General features: G+C 53.4%; 22 protein-coding genes and 1 tRNA gene. 11 read left to right on the top strand and 12 right to left on the bottom strand.

Going from position 1 to position 20,872, the window contains the following annotated elements:
* Nucleotides 1-152: 152 nt before the first annotated feature.
* Both VMS83_RS08415 and VMS83_RS08410 read left to right on the top strand, forming a co-directional pair.
* Entirely contained in the window at nt 153-614 is a 462-nt protein-coding gene (locus VMS83_RS08415; protein WP_325411754.1) for a YbhB/YbcL family Raf kinase inhibitor-like protein, read from the top strand.
* A 54-nt stretch (nt 615-668) separates the two neighbouring features.
* Nucleotides 669-1,850 carry a deoxyguanosinetriphosphate triphosphohydrolase family protein gene (locus VMS83_RS08410; protein ID WP_325411752.1) on the top strand — a complete coding sequence of 394 codons (1,182 nt, stop codon included), beginning with the start codon at nt 669-671 and terminating at the stop codon, nt 1,848-1,850.
* Nucleotides 1,851-1,856: 6 nt separating this feature from the next.
* Here VMS83_RS08410 and VMS83_RS08405 read toward each other — a convergent pair whose 3' ends face one another.
* From VMS83_RS08405 to VMS83_RS08395, 3 genes are all read right to left on the bottom strand, one after another.
* Nucleotides 1,857-2,048: a hypothetical protein gene (locus VMS83_RS08405; RefSeq protein WP_325411750.1), complete on the bottom strand. Its 192-nt coding sequence runs from the start codon at nt 2,046-2,048 to the stop codon at nt 1,857-1,859.
* 13 nt (nt 2,049-2,061) lie between these two features.
* On the bottom strand, nt 2,062-4,176 hold the full coding sequence (locus VMS83_RS08400) for a protein kinase domain-containing protein (protein ID WP_325411748.1): 2,115 nt from the start codon (nt 4,174-4,176) through the stop codon (nt 2,062-2,064).
* Nucleotides 4,177-4,247: 71 nt separating this feature from the next.
* Nucleotides 4,248-5,033 carry an FHA domain-containing protein gene (locus VMS83_RS08395; RefSeq protein WP_325411746.1) on the bottom strand — a complete coding sequence of 262 codons (786 nt, stop codon included), beginning with the start codon at nt 5,031-5,033 and terminating at the stop codon, nt 4,248-4,250.
* Nucleotides 5,034-5,271: 238 nt separating this feature from the next.
* Here VMS83_RS08395 and VMS83_RS08390 point away from each other — a divergent pair, with 238 nt between their 5' ends.
* On the top strand, nt 5,272-5,535 hold the full coding sequence (locus VMS83_RS08390; RefSeq protein ID WP_325411744.1) for a hypothetical protein: 264 nt from the start codon (nt 5,272-5,274) through the stop codon (nt 5,533-5,535).
* A gap of 480 nt (nt 5,536-6,015) precedes the next feature.
* On the opposite strand, the gene VMS83_RS08385 is transcribed toward VMS83_RS08390, so the two are convergent.
* Entirely contained in the window at nt 6,016-6,939 is a 924-nt protein-coding gene (locus tag VMS83_RS08385; RefSeq protein ID WP_325411742.1) for a hypothetical protein, read from the bottom strand.
* Between the two features lie 208 nt (nt 6,940-7,147).
* Here VMS83_RS08385 and VMS83_RS08380 point away from each other — a divergent pair.
* The 4 genes from VMS83_RS08380 to VMS83_RS08365 all read left to right on the top strand — a co-directional run bounded on the left by VMS83_RS08380 (nt 7,148) and on the right by VMS83_RS08365 (nt 9,420).
* Nucleotides 7,148-7,218, top strand: a tRNA-Gly gene (locus VMS83_RS08380).
* Between the two features lie 9 nt (nt 7,219-7,227).
* The gene (locus VMS83_RS08375; RefSeq protein ID WP_325411740.1) at nt 7,228-7,908 is read left to right on the top strand and encodes a DUF5612 domain-containing protein; all 681 of its coding nucleotides are present in this window, start codon (nt 7,228-7,230) and stop codon (nt 7,906-7,908) included.
* Entirely contained in the window at nt 7,908-8,480 is a 573-nt protein-coding gene (locus VMS83_RS08370) for an L-threonylcarbamoyladenylate synthase (RefSeq protein ID WP_325411738.1), read from the top strand. The genes VMS83_RS08375 and VMS83_RS08370 overlap by 1 nt, the downstream gene beginning before the upstream one ends.
* A 16-nt stretch (nt 8,481-8,496) precedes the next feature.
* On the top strand, nt 8,497-9,420 hold the full coding sequence (locus tag VMS83_RS08365) for a DNA polymerase subunit beta (protein WP_325411736.1): 924 nt from the start codon (nt 8,497-8,499) through the stop codon (nt 9,418-9,420).
* Here VMS83_RS08365 and VMS83_RS08360 read toward each other — a convergent pair.
* Nucleotides 9,415-9,981, bottom strand: coding sequence for a DUF7504 family protein (locus VMS83_RS08360; protein ID WP_325411734.1), 567 nt, complete (start codon nt 9,979-9,981; stop codon nt 9,415-9,417). The genes VMS83_RS08365 and VMS83_RS08360 overlap by 6 nt on opposite strands.
* Before the next feature lie 4 nt (nt 9,982-9,985).
* On the bottom strand, nt 9,986-10,582 hold the full coding sequence (locus VMS83_RS08355; RefSeq protein ID WP_325411732.1) for a PAS domain-containing protein: 597 nt from the start codon (nt 10,580-10,582) through the stop codon (nt 9,986-9,988).
* A gap of 273 nt (nt 10,583-10,855) precedes the next feature.
* On the opposite strand from VMS83_RS08355, the gene VMS83_RS08350 reads away from it, so the two are divergent.
* Nucleotides 10,856-12,295, top strand: coding sequence for a hypothetical protein (locus tag VMS83_RS08350; protein ID WP_325411730.1), 1,440 nt, complete (start codon nt 10,856-10,858; stop codon nt 12,293-12,295).
* Complete coding sequence (locus VMS83_RS08345; protein ID WP_325411728.1) at nt 12,292-14,166, top strand: IPT/TIG domain-containing protein; 1,875 nt, start codon at nt 12,292-12,294, stop codon at nt 14,164-14,166. Before VMS83_RS08350 ends, VMS83_RS08345 begins: the two co-directional genes overlap by 4 nt.
* Nucleotides 14,167-15,058: 892 nt before the next feature.
* Here VMS83_RS08345 and VMS83_RS08340 read toward each other — a convergent pair.
* Nucleotides 15,059-16,603 (bottom strand): small ribosomal subunit Rsm22 family protein, encoded by a 1,545-nt coding sequence (locus VMS83_RS08340; RefSeq protein WP_325411726.1) that lies wholly within the window; start codon nt 16,601-16,603, stop codon nt 15,059-15,061.
* A gap of 215 nt (nt 16,604-16,818) precedes the next feature.
* Here VMS83_RS08340 and VMS83_RS08335 point away from each other — a divergent pair, with 215 nt between their 5' ends.
* A complete protein-coding gene (locus VMS83_RS08335; protein WP_325411724.1) occupies nt 16,819-17,073 on the top strand; it encodes a hypothetical protein in 255 nt (84 codons plus the stop codon).
* A 27-nt stretch (nt 17,074-17,100) separates the two neighbouring features.
* Here VMS83_RS08335 and VMS83_RS08330 read toward each other — a convergent pair whose 3' ends face one another.
* Genes VMS83_RS08330 through nifS form a run of 5 tightly spaced genes read right to left on the bottom strand, consistent with a single transcriptional unit; the run spans nt 17,101 to nt 20,266 of the window.
* On the bottom strand, nt 17,101-17,526 hold the full coding sequence (locus tag VMS83_RS08330; protein ID WP_325411722.1) for a molybdenum cofactor biosynthesis protein MoaE: 426 nt from the start codon (nt 17,524-17,526) through the stop codon (nt 17,101-17,103).
* A 12-nt stretch (nt 17,527-17,538) separates the two neighbouring features.
* Nucleotides 17,539-17,817, bottom strand: a complete 279-nt coding sequence (locus VMS83_RS08325) for a ubiquitin-like small modifier protein 1 (RefSeq protein WP_325411720.1) — start codon at nt 17,815-17,817, stop codon at nt 17,539-17,541.
* A gap of 15 nt (nt 17,818-17,832) precedes the next feature.
* Nucleotides 17,833-18,600, bottom strand: coding sequence for a HesA/MoeB/ThiF family protein (locus VMS83_RS08320; RefSeq protein WP_325411718.1), 768 nt, complete (start codon nt 18,598-18,600; stop codon nt 17,833-17,835).
* 42 nt (nt 18,601-18,642) lie between these two features.
* Complete coding sequence (gene nifU, locus VMS83_RS08315; protein WP_325411716.1) at nt 18,643-19,077, bottom strand: Fe-S cluster assembly scaffold protein NifU; 435 nt, start codon at nt 19,075-19,077, stop codon at nt 18,643-18,645.
* Nucleotides 19,070-20,266 carry a cysteine desulfurase NifS gene (gene nifS, locus VMS83_RS08310; protein ID WP_325411714.1) on the bottom strand — a complete coding sequence of 399 codons (1,197 nt, stop codon included), beginning with the start codon at nt 20,264-20,266 and terminating at the stop codon, nt 19,070-19,072. Before nifS ends, nifU begins: the two co-directional genes overlap by 8 nt.
* A 232-nt stretch (nt 20,267-20,498) precedes the next feature.
* On the opposite strand from nifS, the gene VMS83_RS08305 reads away from it, so the two are divergent.
* Entirely contained in the window at nt 20,499-20,837 is a 339-nt protein-coding gene (locus tag VMS83_RS08305; RefSeq protein ID WP_325411712.1) for a transcriptional regulator, read from the top strand.
* Nucleotides 20,838-20,872: the final 35 nt, after the last annotated feature.

Genomic DNA, 20,872 nt, shown 5'->3' with positions numbered 1-20,872 from the left:
AAAGGTCCGGCTGCCTTACAGCGGATCAATCGGGAATATCTGAAGGTGGAGCGCGTCCAATCCGGATACGTCTGGATATCCTTCAATTGACCGGATAAGCAGAATTTTTATGTGCCGCGCCGCCCATGATGCAAGATGTGGGGTTACATGTTATGGAACCATTAACCATACGAATTTCCGTAAAAAACCTGCCAAGTGCTTATACCTGCGATGGCGAGGATATATCGCCCGAGATTGAAGTCGGAGGAGTAAATGTAGGGCATTCGAAATGTCTGGCCGTTATCTGCAACGATCCTGATGCCCCTGGCGGCGGGGGGTTTATCCACTGGCTGGCCTGGAATATAGAACTTGCACGGCTTATACCGGAAAAAATCCCGAAGGATCCAAAAGTCACCTTCCCGATCCGGGCCGTCCAGGGAACGAACAGTTTCGGGACGATTGGATATGCCGGACCATGCCCGCCTCACGGCCAGACACACCGGTACTTCTTTAAGATCTATGGTCTGGACGCGGAGCTTGAACTCGCGCCCGGTGCCACAAAAGAGGAGATGGTACAGGCAATGACAGGCCACGTCGTCCAGTACGGCGAGACCTATGTAACCTACGGGAGATAAAGATACGATATGCGTCAGCCTTAATGCCCGCCGCTTCCCAAGTTGAAACTACGTATGGTTCAACCGGAAGTGCAGCAAAGAGAGGACCGTACACCCGCGATCCACCAGTATACCCGGGAGCGCGAAGCACTGCTCTCGTTCCATGCTGCGCGAAGCGACCAGGCCCGGCGGAGAAAGAACCGGAAGCCGGAAGACATCAGGACCCCCTATTCCCGGGACGCGGACCGGATTATCCATACCCGGGCATATACGCGATACATCGACAAGACTCAGGTCTTCTATCTTGTCGAGAACGATCACATCACCCACCGGGTGATCCATGTCCAGCTGGTCTCGAAGATTGCCCGCACGATAGGGAGATGCCTGCGCCTGAACGAGGACCTGATCGAGGCAATCGCCCTTGGGCATGATATCGGTCACATCCCCTACGGGCACTTCGGTGAAGCATGCCTCTCAGATCTGTGTGAAGAACATGGTGTGGGGAAGTTTTTCCATAATGTTCAGAGCGTCAGATCCTTGGATCGAATTGAGGATCAGGATCTGACCATGCAGGTGCTGGATGGGATCCTCTGCCACAATGGGGAAGCAGATGATCTGCGCATATCCCCTGTACCCTGCGCAGACTGGGCTTCCTTTGACTGCAAAGTCAGGGCAAACGAGAGGGGAAACCGTGCCGGCCCGCCTATGACCCTGGAGGGGTGCGTGGTGAAATTTGCTGACACGATTGCCTATATAGGCCGGGATCTCCAGGATGCGCAGGAGGTCGGGCTTATCAGGGATCCGTATGAGATCCCGAAAGCATGCCAGGAGATCTTCGGAGTAGATAACCGTGCGATCATCGACACGCTGATCCATGATCTCCTGGAGAATAGCGATATTGAGGATGAAGGTTATATCTCCTATAGTCGGGAGGTCGAATATGCGCTTTCCCTCCTCCGTGCCTTCTCCCGGAATCGCATTTACAATAACCCGGTACTGACGGCTGAACGCGAAAAGATCAGGTTAATGTACCGGACCCTCTTTTCCACCTATCTCTCCGATATTGAGGCAGGCCGGCACCATTCAAAAATTTTTACAGACTTTATCCATGCGTCCTGGGTCAACAGCGAATATCTCCACGCTGCTGAACCGGCAGAGCTTGTCCGGGATTTTGTTGCCGGCATGACCGACCGGTATTTCCTGAAACGGTTTGAGGAATGCGTCCTTCCGCACCGGATAGAGGGAACGTTCCGTTAAGGGGAGTCAGTCGTATTTCCCTTTTGGGCGCGACCATCCCGTGAACCCGCAATAGAGACAGCCCACTCCTTCGCATTCAGGACAGATCTTTTTGGGCGCCCGTACAAGAACACTTCCTGTTTTGTTGCAGTAGAGGCACCCCTCGCCGCCGCAATGGCCGCAAACAGCAGGCTCATACGTTACCGGTTTGTCACCCATGCGCTTATCCCCTTTACTCATCATCCTCATCGAGGTAGCGGGACAGCGCATCCAGCAGCTCGCCGGCAGTCTGGTACCGGTCTGCAGGATTTTTGGCAAGGCATTTAAGGATTATCTTCTCAACGGCCTCCGCATCGGGATTATATTCGGTCGGCTGTATCGGTTCTTCCCTGACAATCGCATTGCCAACCTCCACAATACTCTCCCCCCCAAACGGTATCGATCCGGTGACCAGTTCGTAAAAGAGCGCACCCAGCTGGTAGATATCGGTACGGATATCGGTCCTCCCGAATTCTGCCGGGGAGACCTGCTCCGGCGCGGCATACGAGAGAGAAAAGCCGGCAACGCTTGATTTCTCCATCGTGGTCGCGATAACCTTACTCATGCCCCAGTCCGTGATCTTCGGAACAAAATCTCCGGTTACAAGGATGTTGTGCGGCTTGATGTCGCGGTGGATAATTCCATGGGCATGGGCGTACGCAAGACCGTCTGCAATTCCGTGGACCAGATGCACCGCCTTCCAGACCGGCAGGGGTTTTGCCACCGATTCAAGCGATCCCGGCACGTACTCCATCTCGACATAGGGAACGGGGAGAATGTTGACTTCCAGCACCTCAACAATGTTTTTGTGACGGAGGGTCTGCCATGCGGCAATCTCGTTTAAGAAACATTTGCCGGTCACCTCATCGAAACTGATCGGGATCTTGACTGCCACCAGAAGATTGTCAGATTTGCGATGTGCGGCAAAGACGTGCGCAACTCCTCCCCGTCCGATATGGCGGATATCCGTGTACCGGCTCTCGAGTTCGGGAGGGAAATAGAACTTTTGTCCTGCAGGGGGGGTTTCCTTGGGGGCAGGTACCACCTCGGTTTCCGGTGTAGGTGTGGTAATCTTTGGACCGGGATCCTGCTGAACCTTGTTCGTAACCGGTGGTTCAGGCTGGGCATCCCCATGCAGATCCAGCACCGGGCGGGGATGGGTATCCACCGGAGATGACGAGGCAGAAGATGACCGGACAGGGCGGTTTGAACGGGAGCGGATAAAGAGTATTCCCCCGGCACCAAGGATCCCGATGATAAGAATCAGGACAATAAGCGTGATGAGGCCCCGGTCGGCACGTTCCACAGGTGCACCGGACCCTCCTCCTGTTGATGTGGTTCCTGCCCCTGTAGCAGACACTTCCGGCTGAACCGTCGGAGCGATCGAAGTGCCGGTACCTGCAGGCCGAACCTGCAGATAATAATCGATAGGATCCATCAGGGGTGCAGTGTCGGCGTCATTTTGGACGACGGCCGTTCCTGACGTGCGAATTAATCCGGATCCGACCACATACGGCGAATCTCCGATACCATCCGAATTCTGGTCACTGCCCCGGTAATCGCTCCAGTAATTCCCGAGCTTTCCGGTAAACGACTTCCCCATGTACATGTAGGAGAGAACTGCAGAGGATTCCCACTGCTGGCTGGTGCCCCGGGACAGGACGTTTTCCGTATTGGAGAACGTGTTGAACGTGATTGTGTTGGATCCTGAAAGTTCATCGAGGGATATTCCCAGGGTATTTTTCGTTACCCGGTTTCCCTCTATGAGGTTATTCTGGGCATTCCTGAGCACAATACCAGCCCTGCTGCTGTCCGTAATACTGTTATCAAGAATGGAGTTGCTGTTTCCCCCTGAGATCTGGATCCCCACTGCGTTTCCGTTAATACTGTTATTGGAGATCGTATTTCCGCTTGAAGTGAGGAGAACACCACTTGCTGACGCGCTGTTCTGGATGGTAAAACCATCCACCGTACATCCATCAGCATCAATTTCAATGGCGGTACCCTTCATCCCCGGATCAATGACCGGTGCCCCCGCGCCACTGTCTTCCCCGATCAAGGTGATCTTCTTGTCAATTTTGACTGTACCCGGGTATGTCCCGCTCTTTACGATGATTGTATCGAGCGGGGAGGCCCAAGTGACCGCACTCTGGATACTCGAAAAACCGGCCCCGGAAGGTGCAACCACGTACTGTGCACCCGCTGCAGGGGGAATACAGGTCATGCTCATAAGAAGCAATGCTGCACCGCAAAAGAGGACCAGAGCTATGGGTTGCCTCATCCGCGGGAGTACGGTCTTTGCGATCATGTCCTTATTCAGCGGTTATGGAATTATGCCGGGTGAATGCATCGGCAGGTTCGTAAGGGGATAACATATAATTATGGATTTTTAGGGATAATTAACAGCAGCCTTGCCCCGCCGGCCCCTTTTGCCAGCTCAAGCAGATCGCCATCGTGGACTGCAGTGGGCACATTGCGCTCCAGCCGCGCATTATTCAGGACAGATCCCCCGGTGCTCCCACAATCTTCATAATACCATCCTTCCTTTTTCAGGAGAAATTTCCCATGGGGCTTAGAGATTCGGGTCACTGCCGTGTATGTCCCGGAGATTTCAACATCTCCGTCCCCGGTTGCTCCTGCAGGACGCTCCGGATCGCTGCGTCCTACCCGGACACCATCGTTCCTTAACAGGTATGTTTTGCCATCATCATGCCCGCCAAGGACAATGACTGCAGGTACATTTCCCAATATTTCTTTGGAAAGCGTACTTTTTACCGATTCCAGCCTTCGTGAAATCTCTCCGCCAATGATCTGTACCCTTGTATTGGAGAAGAGTCCGAGGTTCCGGATAATGGACTCCAGCCCTCCCGGGACAAGAGAATACTGCCAGACCGGGTGGATACCTTTTGAGGTGGGGGACCCAAGACCTGCTTCTTTTTTTATCACCCCGATGCTCATGAGCTTGTCGAGATGCTTTTTGGTATTCTCGTAGCTGGTCTCAATCTCATGGGAAATAGCCCGCGCATCGCGCGGTTTCTTTTCCAGGAATTTCACAATCCTTAACCGTGCGCTGCTGGAAAGCACATCCAGGTATTCGGAGAGTTCATCGAGAGAATCCTCCGTATCCTCGACAACTATTGTGGGATTTTTGTCTGCAGGATTCATGTTCTTCCTGAGAGGTAGGTTGCCTTATCGTCCTATAACCCTATTGCACGCACAGCAGAAAAAGAAGTAAGGTCTGGGTATTTCGTGGTAGTATCATGTAACCAGCAGGTTCTATGCTCTAACCGATATCATGGGGGCAATATATGTGTCGCTGGATGTAACTTTGAGATCAGGTGATACCCGGGACATATATCGGCGTGTCACCGACCCATGAACAGAACGAAACGGAGGCACTCGCATGGATACCGGCAAGATCCTGATGGGAACGGCAATGCTCCTGCTCATGATCGGCCTTGTGGTACATCCGGTGAGTGCAGGAAAGACCGGGGATATGTTTCCGGCTTGGCAGGAAACGGTCATCGGGGGTTCAGGGCAGGCCCCGGATGGCTCCAACGCAGCCTGCCTGTCCGGGCCCGGTTCCTCCGGCAGCACCATGCATCCGTATGAACGAATGACCACTGCATCGGCATCCTTTCCTGAAACGCCTCTGGATTTTCCATGAGTGACAGAAGGGATGGTCTGACAGTTAAGATGAGCAGCAACATCCCACCATACCCGGAAAGGACGCACCACCCATGGAGCGGTCCTGTCAGGGAACCCTAATGCACATCCTCCAGGCTTCATATAAGCCACCCCATACCCACTTTTTTAGATACAGTTCCCTTCTCACAATGCCATTTTGATTAAATCCGGGAGCCCCTCGACCCTTTTAGTCGGCCAATCCATGATTATGAGAGGGAAAGCAGGAGGCAGGTACCCATTAAAAAAATACGTACTCATCGGACAGTACCCTGATGAGATTCTAAAAAATCACAACACGATCTTTTCTTAAAAAGAAAAATTTCCGTTCTTACGGCGAATATAACCGGCCCCCGGGAGTACATAATTCCGAGTCCCTGCCAGCGGATCGCCCGAGGGTGCTTCAAAAAATGGGGAATGGACGCACCACCGGCAGCACGCGGCGCTCCATGTTAAGAGGTCCTTATCTCTTTTTATCTGCAGCTTGTAGGACGGCAAGGAATCCGATGATCCCGAGAGCGACCACGGCACCCCATCCAGATAACGGGGACTTCTTTGTACCCGTGGGGATAGGAGTGTAGGTGACCAGGGGATTTGTCGTCACGGTCTGGTTAATCGCATACGTGGGCTGGGTGATTATGGGCTGAGTGGTAGGGGTTGCCTGAGTGGGGGCAACCGGAACCGAGAGACGAATGTTATCGATCCACCCGATAGCATACAGGCCCATTGTGCCGTAGTCGCCGACATTGCCTAAGTAAACCCGGTTCATTCCCTTGAGAGGCGACTGGGATGTGGTATAGTAACTCCAGAGCGTCTGGCCGGTCTGTTTATTGCTGACAGTCTCGGTCACAACGCTCGTATCATTGTTATAATCCACCTTGACATGGTAGGTGGTATTAAGCTGGTAATTAACGGTCGGCCCCCCGTATGATGCCATCTCGCTGGTTACATCTTTCTGGATGGCACTGGGGGAGACTGTATGAAGCACCATGATCAGGCCATTCTTGTTGTTGGTAAAAGCGGTGATCACGTTGGGGCCCTTGTTAAAGTCCATATCGGTCCCGGTAAAACCCATCCGGAACGTTGCGCCGGGATCCATCTGTGCGATGATAATATCATACTCCAGCGTGAACGAGCCACTGTTGTAGGTTATCGGTGCGGTATAGGCATAATTGCCGGTACTCGGTTCTATACCGAAATGGTACATCTCCTGGGTGGGATCCCAGTAGTCCGACGAGGGGTTATTGGTTGTCAGCTGGGGATTGGTCGCAAAATTGTTCTGGTAAAGTACACCAGAGGTCCCCGAGTCCGCCATTACTGCCGGACAAAGCAGGATACTGGCTGCTCCAGCCAGCACAAGGATCAGGAAAATGTGGTATGATTTCATGATGCTGATCTCCCGGAATACGGTTATTTTTTATGATCACGTGGATGCGTCCCGGTATGGGCCGGGCTGCCATCGCATTCGCATTGAATGTATGTTTATAATGCTTCACCGCCGTTCATAAAAATATCTCTAAAACCCGCCCATGCCCCGGGGGAACACTATATTTATCTTCGAAATAAGGCAATATCATAGAGCAGGTGTAATTCTCGCGATAGTAGTCTAGCGGCAGGACAGGAGCTTCCCAAGCTTCTAACCCGGGTTCGATCCCCGGCTATCGCATCTGTTGTTATGGACACGGAACACGAACGCTGTGCAATGCGGATTATAGCGGAAAATACCAGTGGCGTTCTGCGGGATATCGCAACCGTGATTGCCGGTCATGGGGCAAATATCCTCATGATCAACCAGGAGATCTTCGATTCCGGCCCTTATGCCGGGATGGGGGAGCTCTACCTTGAATATGAACACGGTCCCGAAGACCGCGAACATCTGGTGCGCGACCTCGAAGCGATAAAGTCCGTCAGGGACGTGAAGAGCTTTCAGCCGTTCGGGGATATTTTCGGTTCGCGGGTCATCATCATTGGCGGCGGGGCACAGGTTGCCCAGGTTGCACTTGGTGCTGTCAACGAGGCTGACCGGCACAATATCCGTGGCGAGAGGATATCGGTCGATACCATCCCTCTCGTAGGAGAACGCACTCTGGCGCTTGCGGTTGATGCAGTCTCCCGTCTCCCCCGCGCCTCCATTCTCGTGCTTGCCGGATCGATCATGGGCGGAGAGATCTCAAATGCCGTAGACCGGGTCCGGGAGGCCGGCATCCCGGTCATTGCACTCAAGATGGCAGGGACCGTACCCGAACATGCCGATCTCGTGGTCACCGATCCGATACAGGCCGGCGTATTTGCCGTGATGCAGGTAAGCAGCAAGGCAGTATTCGATATAAAAAGGGTCCGCGGCAGGGAATTTTAATGGATATCATCGAGCGGGCAGTCTCGGTGCTGATGCATGACGGCCTCGTCGTGTACCCTACCGATACGCTCTACGGTCTGGGAGCCGATGCCTTTTCCGATGAGGCCATCGAAAAGGTCTATGCGGCCAAGAAGCGGGACTTCTCAAAACCGATATCCATAGCGGTCTGTGATGTTGAGATGCTGGCTGCAGTCTCCCATGTGGACAGCACTATGGAAGAGTTCATAGAAAGGTTTCTCCCGGGGGCGGTGACGGTTGTGGTACCGGCGCGTACGATGCTTCCCGGCATCCTGACCGGCGGAACCGGCATGATCGGCATCCGTATCCCGGCCCATGAGCTAGCCCTCCAGGTCATCGAGCGGTTCGATGCACCGATTACCGCGACCAGCGCGAATCTCTCGGGGGCAAAAGACCCGCAGACACCGGAGGAATGCACCGTGCCCCGCGATCTTTTTATCGATGGAGGAAGGCTTCCAGGAACCCCAAGCACCGTCGTGGATCTGGTCAGAAAAGAGATAGTCCGGCGTGGAGCCGAGGCAGATGCTATTGAAGCGTTCCTCCGTTCCTGCTGACACAGAGGCTGCTCTCATGCTTCCCATCCGGCTCCGCGATTTTGTAGTCGATCCTGACGGCTGGATCTATGCGGTCTCTACCTACGACAACGAAAACGAAGTGGGATGCGTACTTCGTTATATTCCGGAGAGCGGGGGGGAGCGGACAGGTCCCTCCGGCCAGCAGTACCGCAAGTACGATTTTGAGGATGCTTATGCCCGGATTGCACGCGAGAAACCGGCGTACGCCGGGCTTGTCCAGCGCATACCGCTCGGGGACCTGCGCCAGGTACTAAAGCCGGATCTGGAGATCGCCCGTATCGCCTCATCTCACAGCCGGGTCAGGCGCCTGCTTGAACTTTTCTCCCTGCCACAGGGAGCAGTCGGATGTACCGGGTCGCTCCTGTGCGGTCTTGAAAACGAGAGTTCGGATATTGACATGGTGGTGTACGGCACAGACTGGTTTTTTGCACAGGCTAAGGTCCGGCGCGGTATCGCCGAAGGCAGGATCGAAGGCATGTCCCCGGAGATGTGGCGCAGGGTGTATGAGAAACGGAAACCGGATATCTCCTACGAGGTTTTTGTTCTCCATGAACAGCGGAAGTGGAACCGGGGTCAGATCGACGGTACCTATTTCGATATCCTGTACACGAGATCCTATGACAACCTCACCGGAGCCGGTGCCGGGAAAGGAGAAAACCTCGGCAAGGTGACAATCGAGGCAACCGTGACCGATGCCTCACTTGCGTTTGACAACCCGGCGGTGTATATCATTGACCATGAGTCGGTGAGCCGGGTCCTTTCGTTCACCCATACATACAGCGGACAGGCACTCACGGGAGAGACGATCGAGGCCTGCGGGATCCTGGAGCAGCACGGACCGGAACAATGGCTTATTGTTGGTACAACCCGCGAAGCAAAAGGGGAATATATCGTATCAAAAACGCTGCTTGAGTCATGAGGACCTTTTGAGATCATCGTAACTCACGATTTTATCAACAAACGCCTCCATCTGGGCAAGGATTGAAGGGTCAAGACCGTTTTCAACACATAAAAACACTCCCGATATCTCAGATATCTTGAGCTTGTTGATCACAAAATGGAGAAATTTTGAGGCGCTCGCCGAGGGTATATGGATCAGGAGCATGCTTACCGAATCAAAGATGATGCAGATGCGCCGGGAGGGGATATGGTGGAGAGACTCCGTGATGGCGATTCCAAGGCCGGTCAGATCGGCCGGGTGGTGGACATACCGGATATGTTCATTCGGGAGAGGGGAGCCTCCCGAATACTGGGTGACGGCATCGATGACATAGTACTGATCCAGGGCAATTCCTTCTTTTGCATAGGATTTGACCAGTACCTGACTTGGCTGGTTTAACGAGATGATGAGCGGAGTACACTGCGAGGCAAGGATCTTTTTGATCACCTGAAGATTCATCGCATTGATATCGTGGGGAGCAGAGAGCAGGAGGTAGAGCCGGGTATCAGTAGCAAGGTTCAGGTCCGGAACAAGGTCCATATCGTCACTTCCCGATGAAAAATTCCCGGAACCGTTCTGGTATATCTTCCCGTTCTTCTGCCGCCTTGTCTGCCAGTTCCTGCAGGGTAGCTGCCATGGTTATGATATTGTTTGCCTGAAGCCGTATCTGCAACCGTATATCCTCCGGGGAATAATCACCGGACCCGAGCTGCTGTTCGATATCAAGGAGGTTTTTACCGGTAAGCTCAAGGGGCTTTTTAACCCGGAGGACTGATTCGTTGAGGTAGCTGATGAGGGCGATCCGGCGATCCTCGGCCTTTTTCCGGTCGCGGATATCCACAAAACTTTCAATCAGGTACTCTTTTCCTTCGAGAGTCGCATTTGCCACAGTTTTCAGGATAGGGATCTTTTCGCCGCCGGGAGTTATGAGGGCCCATTCAGCGTTATGGAGCGGCGTGTGCAGATCGGTGATCGGGCACTGGCCACAATGCGCCGGGCAGACAAAGTCATGGCAGACTTTCCCGATAAGATTGTCTTTTGTTACCCCAAGCAACGATTCGGCATGGTTGTTAACGTCGCTAATCGTATGGGTCTCAGGATCGATGATCAGGATACCGGTCTGGATCCTGTCAAAGACCATTTTGAAGACATCGTTGCCCGAGATATTCTGTGGTGTACCTGAACCGGATTTTCCTTTCTTGACCAGATCGATAACCCCCTGCTTTAATCTATACCTCCGGTTATAAACATCTTGCCGATATAATTCCACGGAGGTAGAGATCCCAGATACTGATCCTGATCCCCCCAGGCTGCATGAAGGGATTTTCAGGAAAATCCAGCCGGAGATCTCAAGGGATGGAGAAAACGGACACTAACAACTTTATAAACCGAGCCATATACGAATAATCTGAACATGAGATGCGGTTCTGCGGGGTCTGGCAGGGAGCAGGCCCTTTCTGAAGTGATAGGGTTCGTGCTTATTATCGGGATCGTTATGGCCGCATTCTCCCTGTACCTCGTTTACGGCGTCCCATTGCAGGGCCGGGAAAATGAGATCAATCATATGAACGATGTACAAGACCAGTTTATCGCGTACAAAATAAATGTCGATTCGCTCTGGACAAATCACCAGACTGGTCTTGCTATAAGTACCAGCTTCCCGCTGGGCACTGCCGGCCAGACTGCACAGGGAAGCACCAGCATTATTCCAATCCTGCAGCCTGTCGGGTCGAGTGGCTCACTTGCGATTAACCAGCGGACAACTACCCCCGAAATTTTTACGATTTCATCGACTTCCTATATCTCCAATACGAGTGCAGCAACATCAGTTGGTCCGATATCGATTCCCACAACCCAGACTTATTCGAATGCTCCTTCGAGCCTCTTGATAAACCTCTCAACGCCAAATGCATTTTGGAACATTACCTCAACGGGGGGGACTCCCGGAAGTGTCGCGATCACAGGGAGTGGCTGGAACGTTTCTGTCAATGTTACCCCGGATATATCCGATTGCCTGATTGCATCCTCCTCAAATTTAAATAATGTCAATGTGACCTATCAGTCATCCTGTTATGGTTCCGATATTACGGTGACTGTGATGAAAAATGGCGTTACAACCCTGAACAGGGCAGTAGTATATTCCAATATTAATCCCAATACGCCTTATTCAATCAATCTGCTCGATGCGGCATACGGATTACAATCGACTATCACATATCCTGCAACAATGACTTTTTCAACAATTGGGACTCCACCACTCACTTCTCCAACAGTAACCACCCAGTATGCCTACAAAGCCCAGTCAAACTATACCTATTCAGTTCCGCTCGGTGCCATCGAGTACTCTGCCAGCAACAACTACTGGATTCCCCAGAGTTACTATACTCAGATGGGCGGGGTGTTTCTCTCCCAAATCGACGGAATCACGTACAAACTTCCGCCGGAGATAATATTCGTCAACAACGGGAACGGAAACATTACCGTGAACATTATCGTAATTGCATATGATCCTGCGAACTCAGGTGCGATCGGTGGTACCAGCCCGGCACAGGTATCAACGTCCCTTGATTCCAATTCCGGCAGCCTGCCGTATGCGCCAGTCAGTCCCAATACATGGAACGCAAGCATTAATATCACAACACCGGATCCAAATGCTGCCACAATGTGGGCGAACTACCTGAACTCAGCGGCAAACCAGACTGGGGGGATCCCGACTACGTATTATACCGTTGGTACTGTCACCAACGGCAGTTACATCCAATTAAATGGAATAAACGATGGCAATCCACATATTACACTTCAAGTGGCAGCTGCAAACCTTTCGGCCAATGTGCAGAGTGCGGGGAGTTCATGAAAATATCCGGCAGAAGACAGGATTATGCAGTCTCCGAGATCATCGGGACAGTCCTGTTGATTTCGATAGTCGTCCTTGCCGGATCGGTCATTGCCGTCGCTGTGCTCTCCCAGCCCCAGGCCCAGAAGATCCCTTCGGTCAGCGTCGTCACCTCAATCCAGAGCCAGACCGTGTCTATCAAGCATGATGGAGGGGATGCACTTCAAAACGGGACCTATTTAATTCTGATAAACGGTAATGACCTTACGTCGAAGTTCAATCCCCCTGCAACGTGGTCAATTGGAGAGACCCTCACCTATACTCTCCCAGGAACCACTCCGCCATCGAGCGTGCAGATCGAGTATATTGGTTCGGGATCTCCGGTAATTGTGGCCTCTTCCTCTTTCGGGCCGGCGGGACCATGCACGATAACTGCATCAGCATCAGCTGGCGGAAGTATCTCCCCGAGTGGCACCGTGAGTGTGACCTATGGTGGGAGCCAGTCCTTCACCATCACACCGAATACCGGGTACAATATCACCGGGGTTTCCGTGGACAGCGTATCCCAGGGTGCAATAACGAGTTACACGTTTACTAATGTCACAACGGCTCACACTATTTCCGCATCGTTTACACTGATCCCGATGTATACCAGCCTTAGTCCAACAGCCGGCCCGTTAACGGGAGGTACCATAGTAACAATCACCGGGACGGGCTTTACGGGTGCCACTGCAGTAACCTTTGGCGGTGCACCGGCATCGTTCACAGTGAACAACGATACTTCAATCACAGCAACTACACCCGCCCAAGCAGCCGGGATGGTAAACGTTATAATCACCACACCTGGAGGCAGCGCAACCGGGATCAACGCATACACCTATACAGCAGCTCCGACGTTTATCAGTATTTCACCGGCAACCGGCCCTTCGTCAGGAGGAACCAGTGTCACCATAACCGGAACGAACTTTGTTGCAGGAGCGACCAGTGTCACCATTGGTGGTATAACAGCAACCAGCATCTCGGTCAGTAACAGTAGTTCGCTCACCGCAACCACTCCTTCATCTACTCCGTCGGGATCAGCCGGGTTAGCAAACGTTGTTGTCACCACAGCTGGTGGTAGCGCTACCGGAACAGGGGCCTACGATTATTACATAATCCAGACTTTCACATCATCAGGCACATCGACCGTACCTTCGGGTGCCGCAAACGTCCAATACCTCGTAGTGGGAGGCGGTGGTGGCGGCGGGCGTTACGGCGGTGGCGGTGGCGCTGGTGGATTCCTCACTGGCACCATAACAGGTGGATTATCCACTTCTTATTCGGTAACTATTGGTACCGGTGGAGCAGGGTCAACAAGTACAAGCGCTCGTGGTACAAACGGGACTAACTCTACATTTTCAACGTTTACCGCAACCGGTGGGGGCGGTGGCGGTAGTAGCGGTGCCGCGGGGGTTTATGGCGGAGCAAATGGAGGTTCCGGCGGGGGTGCCACAAGGACCGGTACTGCCGGAACGGGAACCGCGGGTCAAGGATATGCCGGTGGAACAGCAAACATTGCAGGAGGCAGTTATATGGGCGGTGGCGGTGGTGGCGCCGGTGGTGCTGGTGGATCCGTTACCGGTTCAGCTCCTTATACAGGAGGTGCTGGTGGACCTGGGCTCTATTCGAGTATATCCGGGACTAACACACAATATGCCGGTGGTGGCGGTGGCGGTGCCTATGCCGGGCAAACAGCTGGTACTGGTGGTGCCGGTGGTGGAGGCAACGGTGGCGCCGGTGCTTCTTCAGGGAGCCCTGCTACCTACTACGGTGGTGGCGGTGGCGGCGGCGGTCAGACAGGTACTTCAGGAGGCGCTGGATACATCGGTATCGTCATACTAAAATACTATTAATTCTTGGGCGAAAACAGAATGAAGACGTCGTCACAACAAACGGCTATCAATGGCCCCTAGACTGGAGATCTTGGTTTCCGGCAATCTGGAAAAACATGTTAACAAATGGGATCGTGCCTACCCACCCGTTCTCCCTGATTTTTATTAGGTCTTTCTACACACAGGGCTGGGAATTGATTTCCGTATTCCTGCTCGCCAGCAGGTTATATGCTTCATGTGCCAGGTTATACCGCACAACAGCACGTCCGGCTCTCAACCACGATCCCGTACGGCGCCCAGACCCCATCTCGCGATTGGCCGGCATAATATGAAACGTGGGCAGCACTGCGTAGACCGGTTTTTCCAAAAAACCGTTACAGATATTGAAGAGCCGCGTGTCTTTTTCCTCAAGATCTCCGGAAATTTTTTCAACGATTACAATCCCCCGTTTTCCGGTTGGCAAAAAAAGACCCGGGAGAGCCGGAGAGCACACTACTCTCCCTCAGTACATCTTTCTCTCATTTTGTAAGAAAAAACCCGAGCAAGAATGTAATAATACCCGATACCACGATAGCATTGTCCTGAATTAGCCCTGAAATGAATGCAGACTCATAAGGGATTTTTTCTAATTGTACTCCGGCCGGTTGCCGGATTTTAGGAGCGAAAATTACGAAAACCCCAAATTGACCCCCGATTCGAGAGGTCGTAAAATAACCCAATTATAGCGCTCCGTTTCGAAAAATACGCCTAATTTGAGCCCCATATAATACCCTTTACAGCCCCATGGAGGCCATTTGCAGGGCAGTTATTTCTCCAACAGTCAAAGACACGATCTCAACTGAGATCTGCCCACAGAAACGCAATACGTGAACGTTTTATTTCGTCCGTTTGCCAAAATAAGCCCGATTTAAGGTTATTTTGAAACGGAGCCCGATTTGGGCTTTTCTGGGGAGTGCCGGATGCCCAGCGGAGGCCGTATTGAGCCCGGATTAGACCGGGTCGGATCACCCTGGTTTGATACGGGGGTTACCCCCGTCTCCCTGTTCACCAGTAGGTTATACGCATCGTGCGCCGGGTTGTACCGCACCAGCACGTCCCGGATCTCAAGAACGGTCCCGTACGGTGCAGACCCCAGCTCGCGATTGGAGGGCATAATATGAAACGTGGGCAGCACCGCGTAGACCGGTTTTTCCGCAGAGCCGTCGCAGAGCCTGAAGATATGGGTCTCCTTATCCCCGAGATCCTCTGACATCTTCGCCGCCACTACCGTGATCCGTTTTCCCACGTTCAGGTGTACCTTGGACAAACGCTGTGCTTTCGTACCCCTGGGGATACTACAGGAAGTTCTGACCTTCCCGTCCTTGCGCAAAATCACGTAACTGTACTTGATGTCGGTGTTCACGTACCGGAACGGTTCGTTGCATGCCGAGAGCGTGTTCATGATCCGGGTGGGCCGGAGGGAGGGGGCCGTCTGGAAACTCCAGCACCGGTCCGGTGTGCAGTTGGTCCCCCAGACAAAGGTGCAGGGCGCATAGATGGAGAGCCCCCGCTTCTTGAGTGCAAGGGCAAGGACACGCAGGCCGGTGGAGGTCGCCTCTTCCGCCGGTTCGATAATAAGGATCGTCCCGTCAGGTGCAAGCCGTTTTACGTACTCCATAACGAGGTCTGCCCGTGCTGCCACCGGGAGGCCGGCCAGTTCGTTGAGCACGTTGGAAAAGACCATCAGGTCTACATGGTCGGGGATTGCCACATCTCCGGAGGAGATAATATCCGCTTCCTGCGGGGGCTCTATCATCACCGGGGAATTGTTTGTGGCAATGCTCTGTGCCAGGGCACCGAATGCCTCAATGTTCTCTTTTGAACGCTCGATCGAATGGACGGTCGCCCGGGCCGAATCAAGACACATCCAGAAATCATCAATGGCAAGCGGTATGACTCCCGGCCCGGTGCCGAGATCGAGAATTGTCATCTCCGGTTTAAGCAGGCCATCGCGGGCGAGCATAGCGAGCAGGTGCCGGGCCTGCATGAAATAGACCGGGAAATGATACGCGAGATACCCGAGTACTGCATATCCTTTCGTGTACTGGAGCGACCGTTGGCCTGTCGGTTTCCAGTAATCGTTCTTCTGGGAGACAATCGCACGGCGGAGCCGTTCGAGAATAACCGGATCAGACCAGTCTTTGCCGGTTTTTCTGGTGATATACTGTTCTATGGCCTCTTCAAGAACTGAAGGCATGGAGCTGAGGGAAAGGTACGCATTAAGGCGTTTTTCCTCAGCAGCATTCAGGATATAGGGCAGGGATGGTTGCAGCCGCGAAATTGTGTAGTCTTCACCGGTCTTGTGTGCGGCAAGCCCGAGCCCGGCAAGGTGCGGCCTGAGCGTCGCGTACATCTGTTCGACGGTCTGCGATTCGTCCAGATAGGCCGTAAGCTCGGAAAGCAGGAAGGAAGATTTCATTCCTGCCACGTATTTTACCGTAGAAAGAAACTGATTTACGGCCATAATCTGCCGGAATCTTTGCCGCGGGCGCTCATACATCTTTGGATGACTCCTGCCCCCGGAGCCCTGACGGTTTTCCCGGTATTCCGTGAGGTCCTGCAGCCGCTCTCCCGTCTGTTATCTCGGGAAATTGTCCCGAACCATCCGGTTCATGAGCCGGGAAAACAACCTATGTGCCAGAGGAAGCTGTCATGTACGATCACTGTCCCGGTGCAGCAAATATACGAACCCCGACATTATCCATCAAGAAGTGCCCCCAGTGTGGTGAGGAGGTTGAGATCTTCTCCAACGATGTCTCCGCAAAATGCAGCAATTGCGGGTTTGTGATCTACAATGATATTGCTTCGTGTGTGCAGTGGTGCAAGCATGCAAAAGAGTGCGTAGGCGAAGAGATGTACCGGAAACTTACCGAAAAGAAAGTGGCCTGAAAAGGGCCTGCAGTAACCCTGATACGATTATACGATCTTTTTTCCGCTGCCGTGCGGGTGCTCCCCGGGCACCCAGCGGTCACCGTCGCGGGAGAGTTCCTTTTTCCAGATCGGGACGCCGGCCTTGATTGCCTCGATGATAAACCGGGAGCCTTCGTAGGCTTCTTTGCGGTGGCCCGCGCTCACCACGATTACGAGGATGTTTTCCCCAAGGGCAAGACGGCCGATCCTGTGGATAATATCTACGGAAATAAGGTTGTAGGCAGCTGTTGCCTCTGATGCAATCTTCTCGAGCTCGGGAACTGCCACTTCCTCGTATGCTTCCAGCTCCATCGCACGGATATCGTCATCCCGGACTATGCCGTCAAAAACAACGATCGCCCCGGTCCCCCGCTTCCTGGCATTGTTGATCAGGGCCCCGATATCAATGTCCTCGGTCTGGATCGCGATCATGCCGCACCCGGTTTACCCTCCCGCTACTGGCGGGAAAACTGCAATTTCGTCGCCATCCGCGACCGGAGTCGACCCTGCATCGGCAGTGTCAACGCGTTTGCCATTCTGCATGATAATCACAAACTCCCGGAATGCTCCCTTTGGATCGAAGATGGCATCGTACCCTTCCTTGTTCTTTTCCGCTATTTCCCTGACCAGGGAACTAATATGCGTTCCCTCCTGTACCGTGACATTGATATCGGTACCGAGCAGCTCCCGGAACCGGGCGAAAAACCTGACCCTGACTGTCATTCTGTCTTCCTCTTTTTACGGTTTCTTTCCTTCTGATGCCTGCGCCATTTTCGAACCGCGTCTCACTCCACAGGCAGGACAGGCAGGGTTTTGTTCAAACCGGATCTCTTCTGCATGCATGGCCATGCCATCCCAGATCAGCAGCCGGTTTGTGAGCAGATCCCCGGTACCAAGGATATACTTGAGCACCTCGGTGGCCTGGATCGTACCGATCACTCCCGGCGTCGCACCTACCACCGGGAAGACCTCCTGGGGGGGTGCGCAGGGGAAGATACAGCGCAGGCAGGCAGTCTCCTCCGGGAGAATGGTGGTCGCCTGGCCGTAGAACCCCCGTATAGCTCCGTGGAAGAGCGGGATCTTTTTTGCCTGCGCAATCTCGTTGAGGAGATACCTGGTTGCGTAGTTGTCCATTGCATCGACAATACCGCCGGCACGCCCGATCAGCGAGGCTGCATTCGATTCATCGATGGTTGTGTCGATCACACGAACGGTAATATCAGGATTGTAGGCCTGCAGTTTCTCTTCTGCCGACTCTACCTTCTTCCTGCCGATGTCCCGGTCATAATGTAGGATCTGCCGGTTGAGATTGGACTGGTCGACCACATCCTTGTCTACCACGGTGATAGTCCCGACTCCTGCCACTGCAAGGTATATTGCAACCGGGGAACCTAGTCCACCGGCCCCGGCAATGAAGATATGGGCCTTTTTGAGCCGTTCCTGCCCCTCATCGCCAAAGAGCATCATCTGGCGTTTGTACCGTTCGCATTCGCGGGAAGAGAGCATCTGGTTCACCAAGAATAACGGTTCATCAACAAGTACAGAGGACTAATGCTCGCACACTGGCTCCTCACCATGATCATGGGCGTGAGATGTGGTCTCCTTCCAGGGTTCAAGGCCGTGTTTCACCCGGTAATCGTTGATTGCCTTGTGGATTCCTTCCTCTGCGAGCACCGAGCAGTGCATTTTTATCGGCGGCAGGCCATCAAGAGCCTCGGCAACTGCCTTGTTGGAGAGTTGCCATGCTTCTTCAAGAGTCTTTCCCCGGACCAGTTCGGTGGCCATGCTGCTCGACGCGATTGCCGCCCCGCAGCCGAATGTCTTGAACTTCGCGTCGACAACGATATTATTCTCGATCTTTAAGAAGATCTTCATGATATCGCCACAGACTGGATTCCCGACCTCTCCGACACCATCGGGGTTCTCGATCTCCCCGACGTTACGCGGGTTCTTGAAATGATCCATCACCGTTTCGCTATACATTGCATCCTCCGTTCTTTCCCGCTTTCTGGTACAGGGGGGACATCTCCCTCAGGCGGGACACTACTTTTGGCAGCACCTCAAGTACAAAATCGACATCGGCCTCCGTATTGGCATCGCCAAGGGTCAGCCGCAGCGAGCCGTGTGAGATCTCCACGGGAAGGCCGGTGGCAAGCAGCACGTGAGAAGGTTCGAGCGACCCGGATGTGCAGGCACTGCCGGTCGAGGCGCAGATTCCCTCATCGTCCAGCCACAGGAGCATGGACTCTCCTTCGATAAACTCGAAGCTGATATTGAGGTTTCCCGGAAGCCGTTCTGTCGGGTGCCCGTTGAGGCGTGCGTTGGGGATCGTTTCAAGGATACTTTTTGAGAGACGGTCGCGCATGGCCCGGATCCGTGCATTGTGACCCTCAATATCAGCCGTGGCAAGCTCGATAGCCTTTCCGCACCCGACAATCCCGGCGATATTTTCGGTTCCGGCACGTTTCTTTCGTTCCTGTCCGCCACCGTGGATCAGGTTCTCGATCCGGACACCGTTCCTGATATAGAGTGCCCCGACACCCTTGGGGCCGTAGAATTTGTGTGCGGAAAGGGAGAGCAGATCGATCTTTTCATCCTTGACATTGAGGGGGACATTCCCGATTGCCTGTACCGCATCGGTATGGAAGTACACCTTGTGCTTCTGTGCAATGGCCGCAAGTTCCCGGATCGGTTCGAGCGTCCCAATCTCGTTGTTTGCGTACATGATCGAGACAAGAATCGTCTTATCGGTGATTGCCTTTTCAAGATCGGCGGGATCAACGCGGCCATACCGGTCGACCGGGAGATACGTGACCGTAAATCCCTCTTTTTCAAGGAACTGGCAGGTGTGAAGGACCGCGTGGTGCTCGATCCCGGTGGTAATGATATGGGTACCCCGCTTCCGGTTGGCGTACGCAACGCCTTTTATCGCCCAGTTGTCGGATTCGCTTCCCCCCGAGGTAAAATAAATCTCCTCGGGTTGTGCCCCGATCGCTTTTGCCACCTGTGCCCGGGCCGCATCGATGGCCTGTTTTGATTCACGGGCAATACCATAGATGGACGAAGGATTGCCAAAGTGCTGCGTAAAGTAGGGGAGCATTGCATCGACAACGTCCTTCTTCGTGTACGTTGTTGCGGAATGATCCATGTAGATGATATGCTGATTTCCCATGCTCGAGATCCTCGTCTTTGCAGTGAATAGGTGCGCGTGTCGTCTGATTATTCTTTTGTTCTCCCGCGGCGGCGGTATCGAATCCTTGCTGTGACATTTAGGGGATAGATCCCGTCAGGATGCCGCGTCAGACAGGTAAATGCGGGAATTTATTTATGCCCTTACACCAAATTCACAATTGTGAATACGATCTATTATGTAACAATTGTGATAACTTAAAGGTTGTGATATAATGGAAGCCCCCTGCCAGAAGATCGTGTGGGATGTACTGCCGGCCATCCGTGCAGCTATTGCAGTGGAGCTGGTCAAATGTGATGTATCGCAGGTCGAAGCGGCACGAATGCTTGCCATCGCTCCTTCTGCCGTCTCCCAGTACCTTTCCGGGAAACGCGGCTATCGCATTGAGTTCGAGAACGATGTGAAGCGATCCATCGAACGTCTGGCCCGGGATTTAAAAGAAGGCAAAGAGGTCAATCTCGTCCAGCGTACCTGCGATATCTGCCGCCAGCTCCGGGAAGGCGATGAATACCAGTGCGGGAGCAGCACAGAAAACCGCCGGTGCGGCAGTTGATCCCAGTCTCTTTTTCTTTTTGCAATCCGGAGTAC

This window comes from Methanoregula sp. (assembly GCF_035543475.1).
Classification (GTDB): Archaea; Halobacteriota; Methanomicrobia; order Methanomicrobiales; family Methanospirillaceae; genus Methanoregula.
This window is presented reverse-complemented; position numbering and strand designations above follow the sequence as displayed.

Coding starts and splice junctions, on each gene's coding strand:
- VMS83_RS08415 (WP_325411754.1), top strand. CDS start 153: ATGGAACCATTAACCATACGAATTTCCGTAAAAAACCTGCCAAGTGCT.
- VMS83_RS08410 (WP_325411752.1), top strand. CDS start 669: ATGGTTCAACCGGAAGTGCAGCAAAGAGAGGACCGTACACCCGCGATC.
- VMS83_RS08405 (WP_325411750.1), bottom strand. CDS start 2,048: ATGGGTGACAAACCGGTAACGTATGAGCCTGCTGTTTGCGGCCATTGC.
- VMS83_RS08400 (WP_325411748.1), bottom strand. CDS start 4,176: ATGATCGCAAAGACCGTACTCCCGCGGATGAGGCAACCCATAGCTCTG.
- VMS83_RS08395 (WP_325411746.1), bottom strand. CDS start 5,033: ATGAATCCTGCAGACAAAAATCCCACAATAGTTGTCGAGGATACGGAG.
- VMS83_RS08390 (WP_325411744.1), top strand. CDS start 5,272: ATGGATACCGGCAAGATCCTGATGGGAACGGCAATGCTCCTGCTCATG.
- VMS83_RS08385 (WP_325411742.1), bottom strand. CDS start 6,939: ATGAAATCATACCACATTTTCCTGATCCTTGTGCTGGCTGGAGCAGCC.
- VMS83_RS08375 (WP_325411740.1), top strand. CDS start 7,228: ATGGACACGGAACACGAACGCTGTGCAATGCGGATTATAGCGGAAAAT.
- VMS83_RS08370 (WP_325411738.1), top strand. CDS start 7,908: ATGGATATCATCGAGCGGGCAGTCTCGGTGCTGATGCATGACGGCCTC.
- VMS83_RS08365 (WP_325411736.1), top strand. CDS start 8,497: ATGCTTCCCATCCGGCTCCGCGATTTTGTAGTCGATCCTGACGGCTGG.
- VMS83_RS08360 (WP_325411734.1), bottom strand. CDS start 9,981: ATGGACCTTGTTCCGGACCTGAACCTTGCTACTGATACCCGGCTCTAC.
- VMS83_RS08355 (WP_325411732.1), bottom strand. CDS start 10,582: ATGGTCTTTGACAGGATCCAGACCGGTATCCTGATCATCGATCCTGAG.
- VMS83_RS08350 (WP_325411730.1), top strand. CDS start 10,856: ATGAGATGCGGTTCTGCGGGGTCTGGCAGGGAGCAGGCCCTTTCTGAA.
- VMS83_RS08345 (WP_325411728.1), top strand. CDS start 12,292: ATGAAAATATCCGGCAGAAGACAGGATTATGCAGTCTCCGAGATCATC.
- VMS83_RS08340 (WP_325411726.1), bottom strand. CDS start 16,603: ATGAAATCTTCCTTCCTGCTTTCCGAGCTTACGGCCTATCTGGACGAA.
- VMS83_RS08330 (WP_325411722.1), bottom strand. CDS start 17,526: ATGATCGCGATCCAGACCGAGGACATTGATATCGGGGCCCTGATCAAC.
- VMS83_RS08325 (WP_325411720.1), bottom strand. CDS start 17,817: ATGACAGTCAGGGTCAGGTTTTTCGCCCGGTTCCGGGAGCTGCTCGGT.
- VMS83_RS08320 (WP_325411718.1), bottom strand. CDS start 18,600: ATGCTCTCTTCCCGCGAATGCGAACGGTACAAACGCCAGATGATGCTC.
- nifU (WP_325411716.1), bottom strand. CDS start 19,077: ATGTATAGCGAAACGGTGATGGATCATTTCAAGAACCCGCGTAACGTC.
- nifS (WP_325411714.1), bottom strand. CDS start 20,266: ATGGGAAATCAGCATATCATCTACATGGATCATTCCGCAACAACGTAC.
- VMS83_RS08305 (WP_325411712.1), top strand. CDS start 20,499: ATGGAAGCCCCCTGCCAGAAGATCGTGTGGGATGTACTGCCGGCCATC.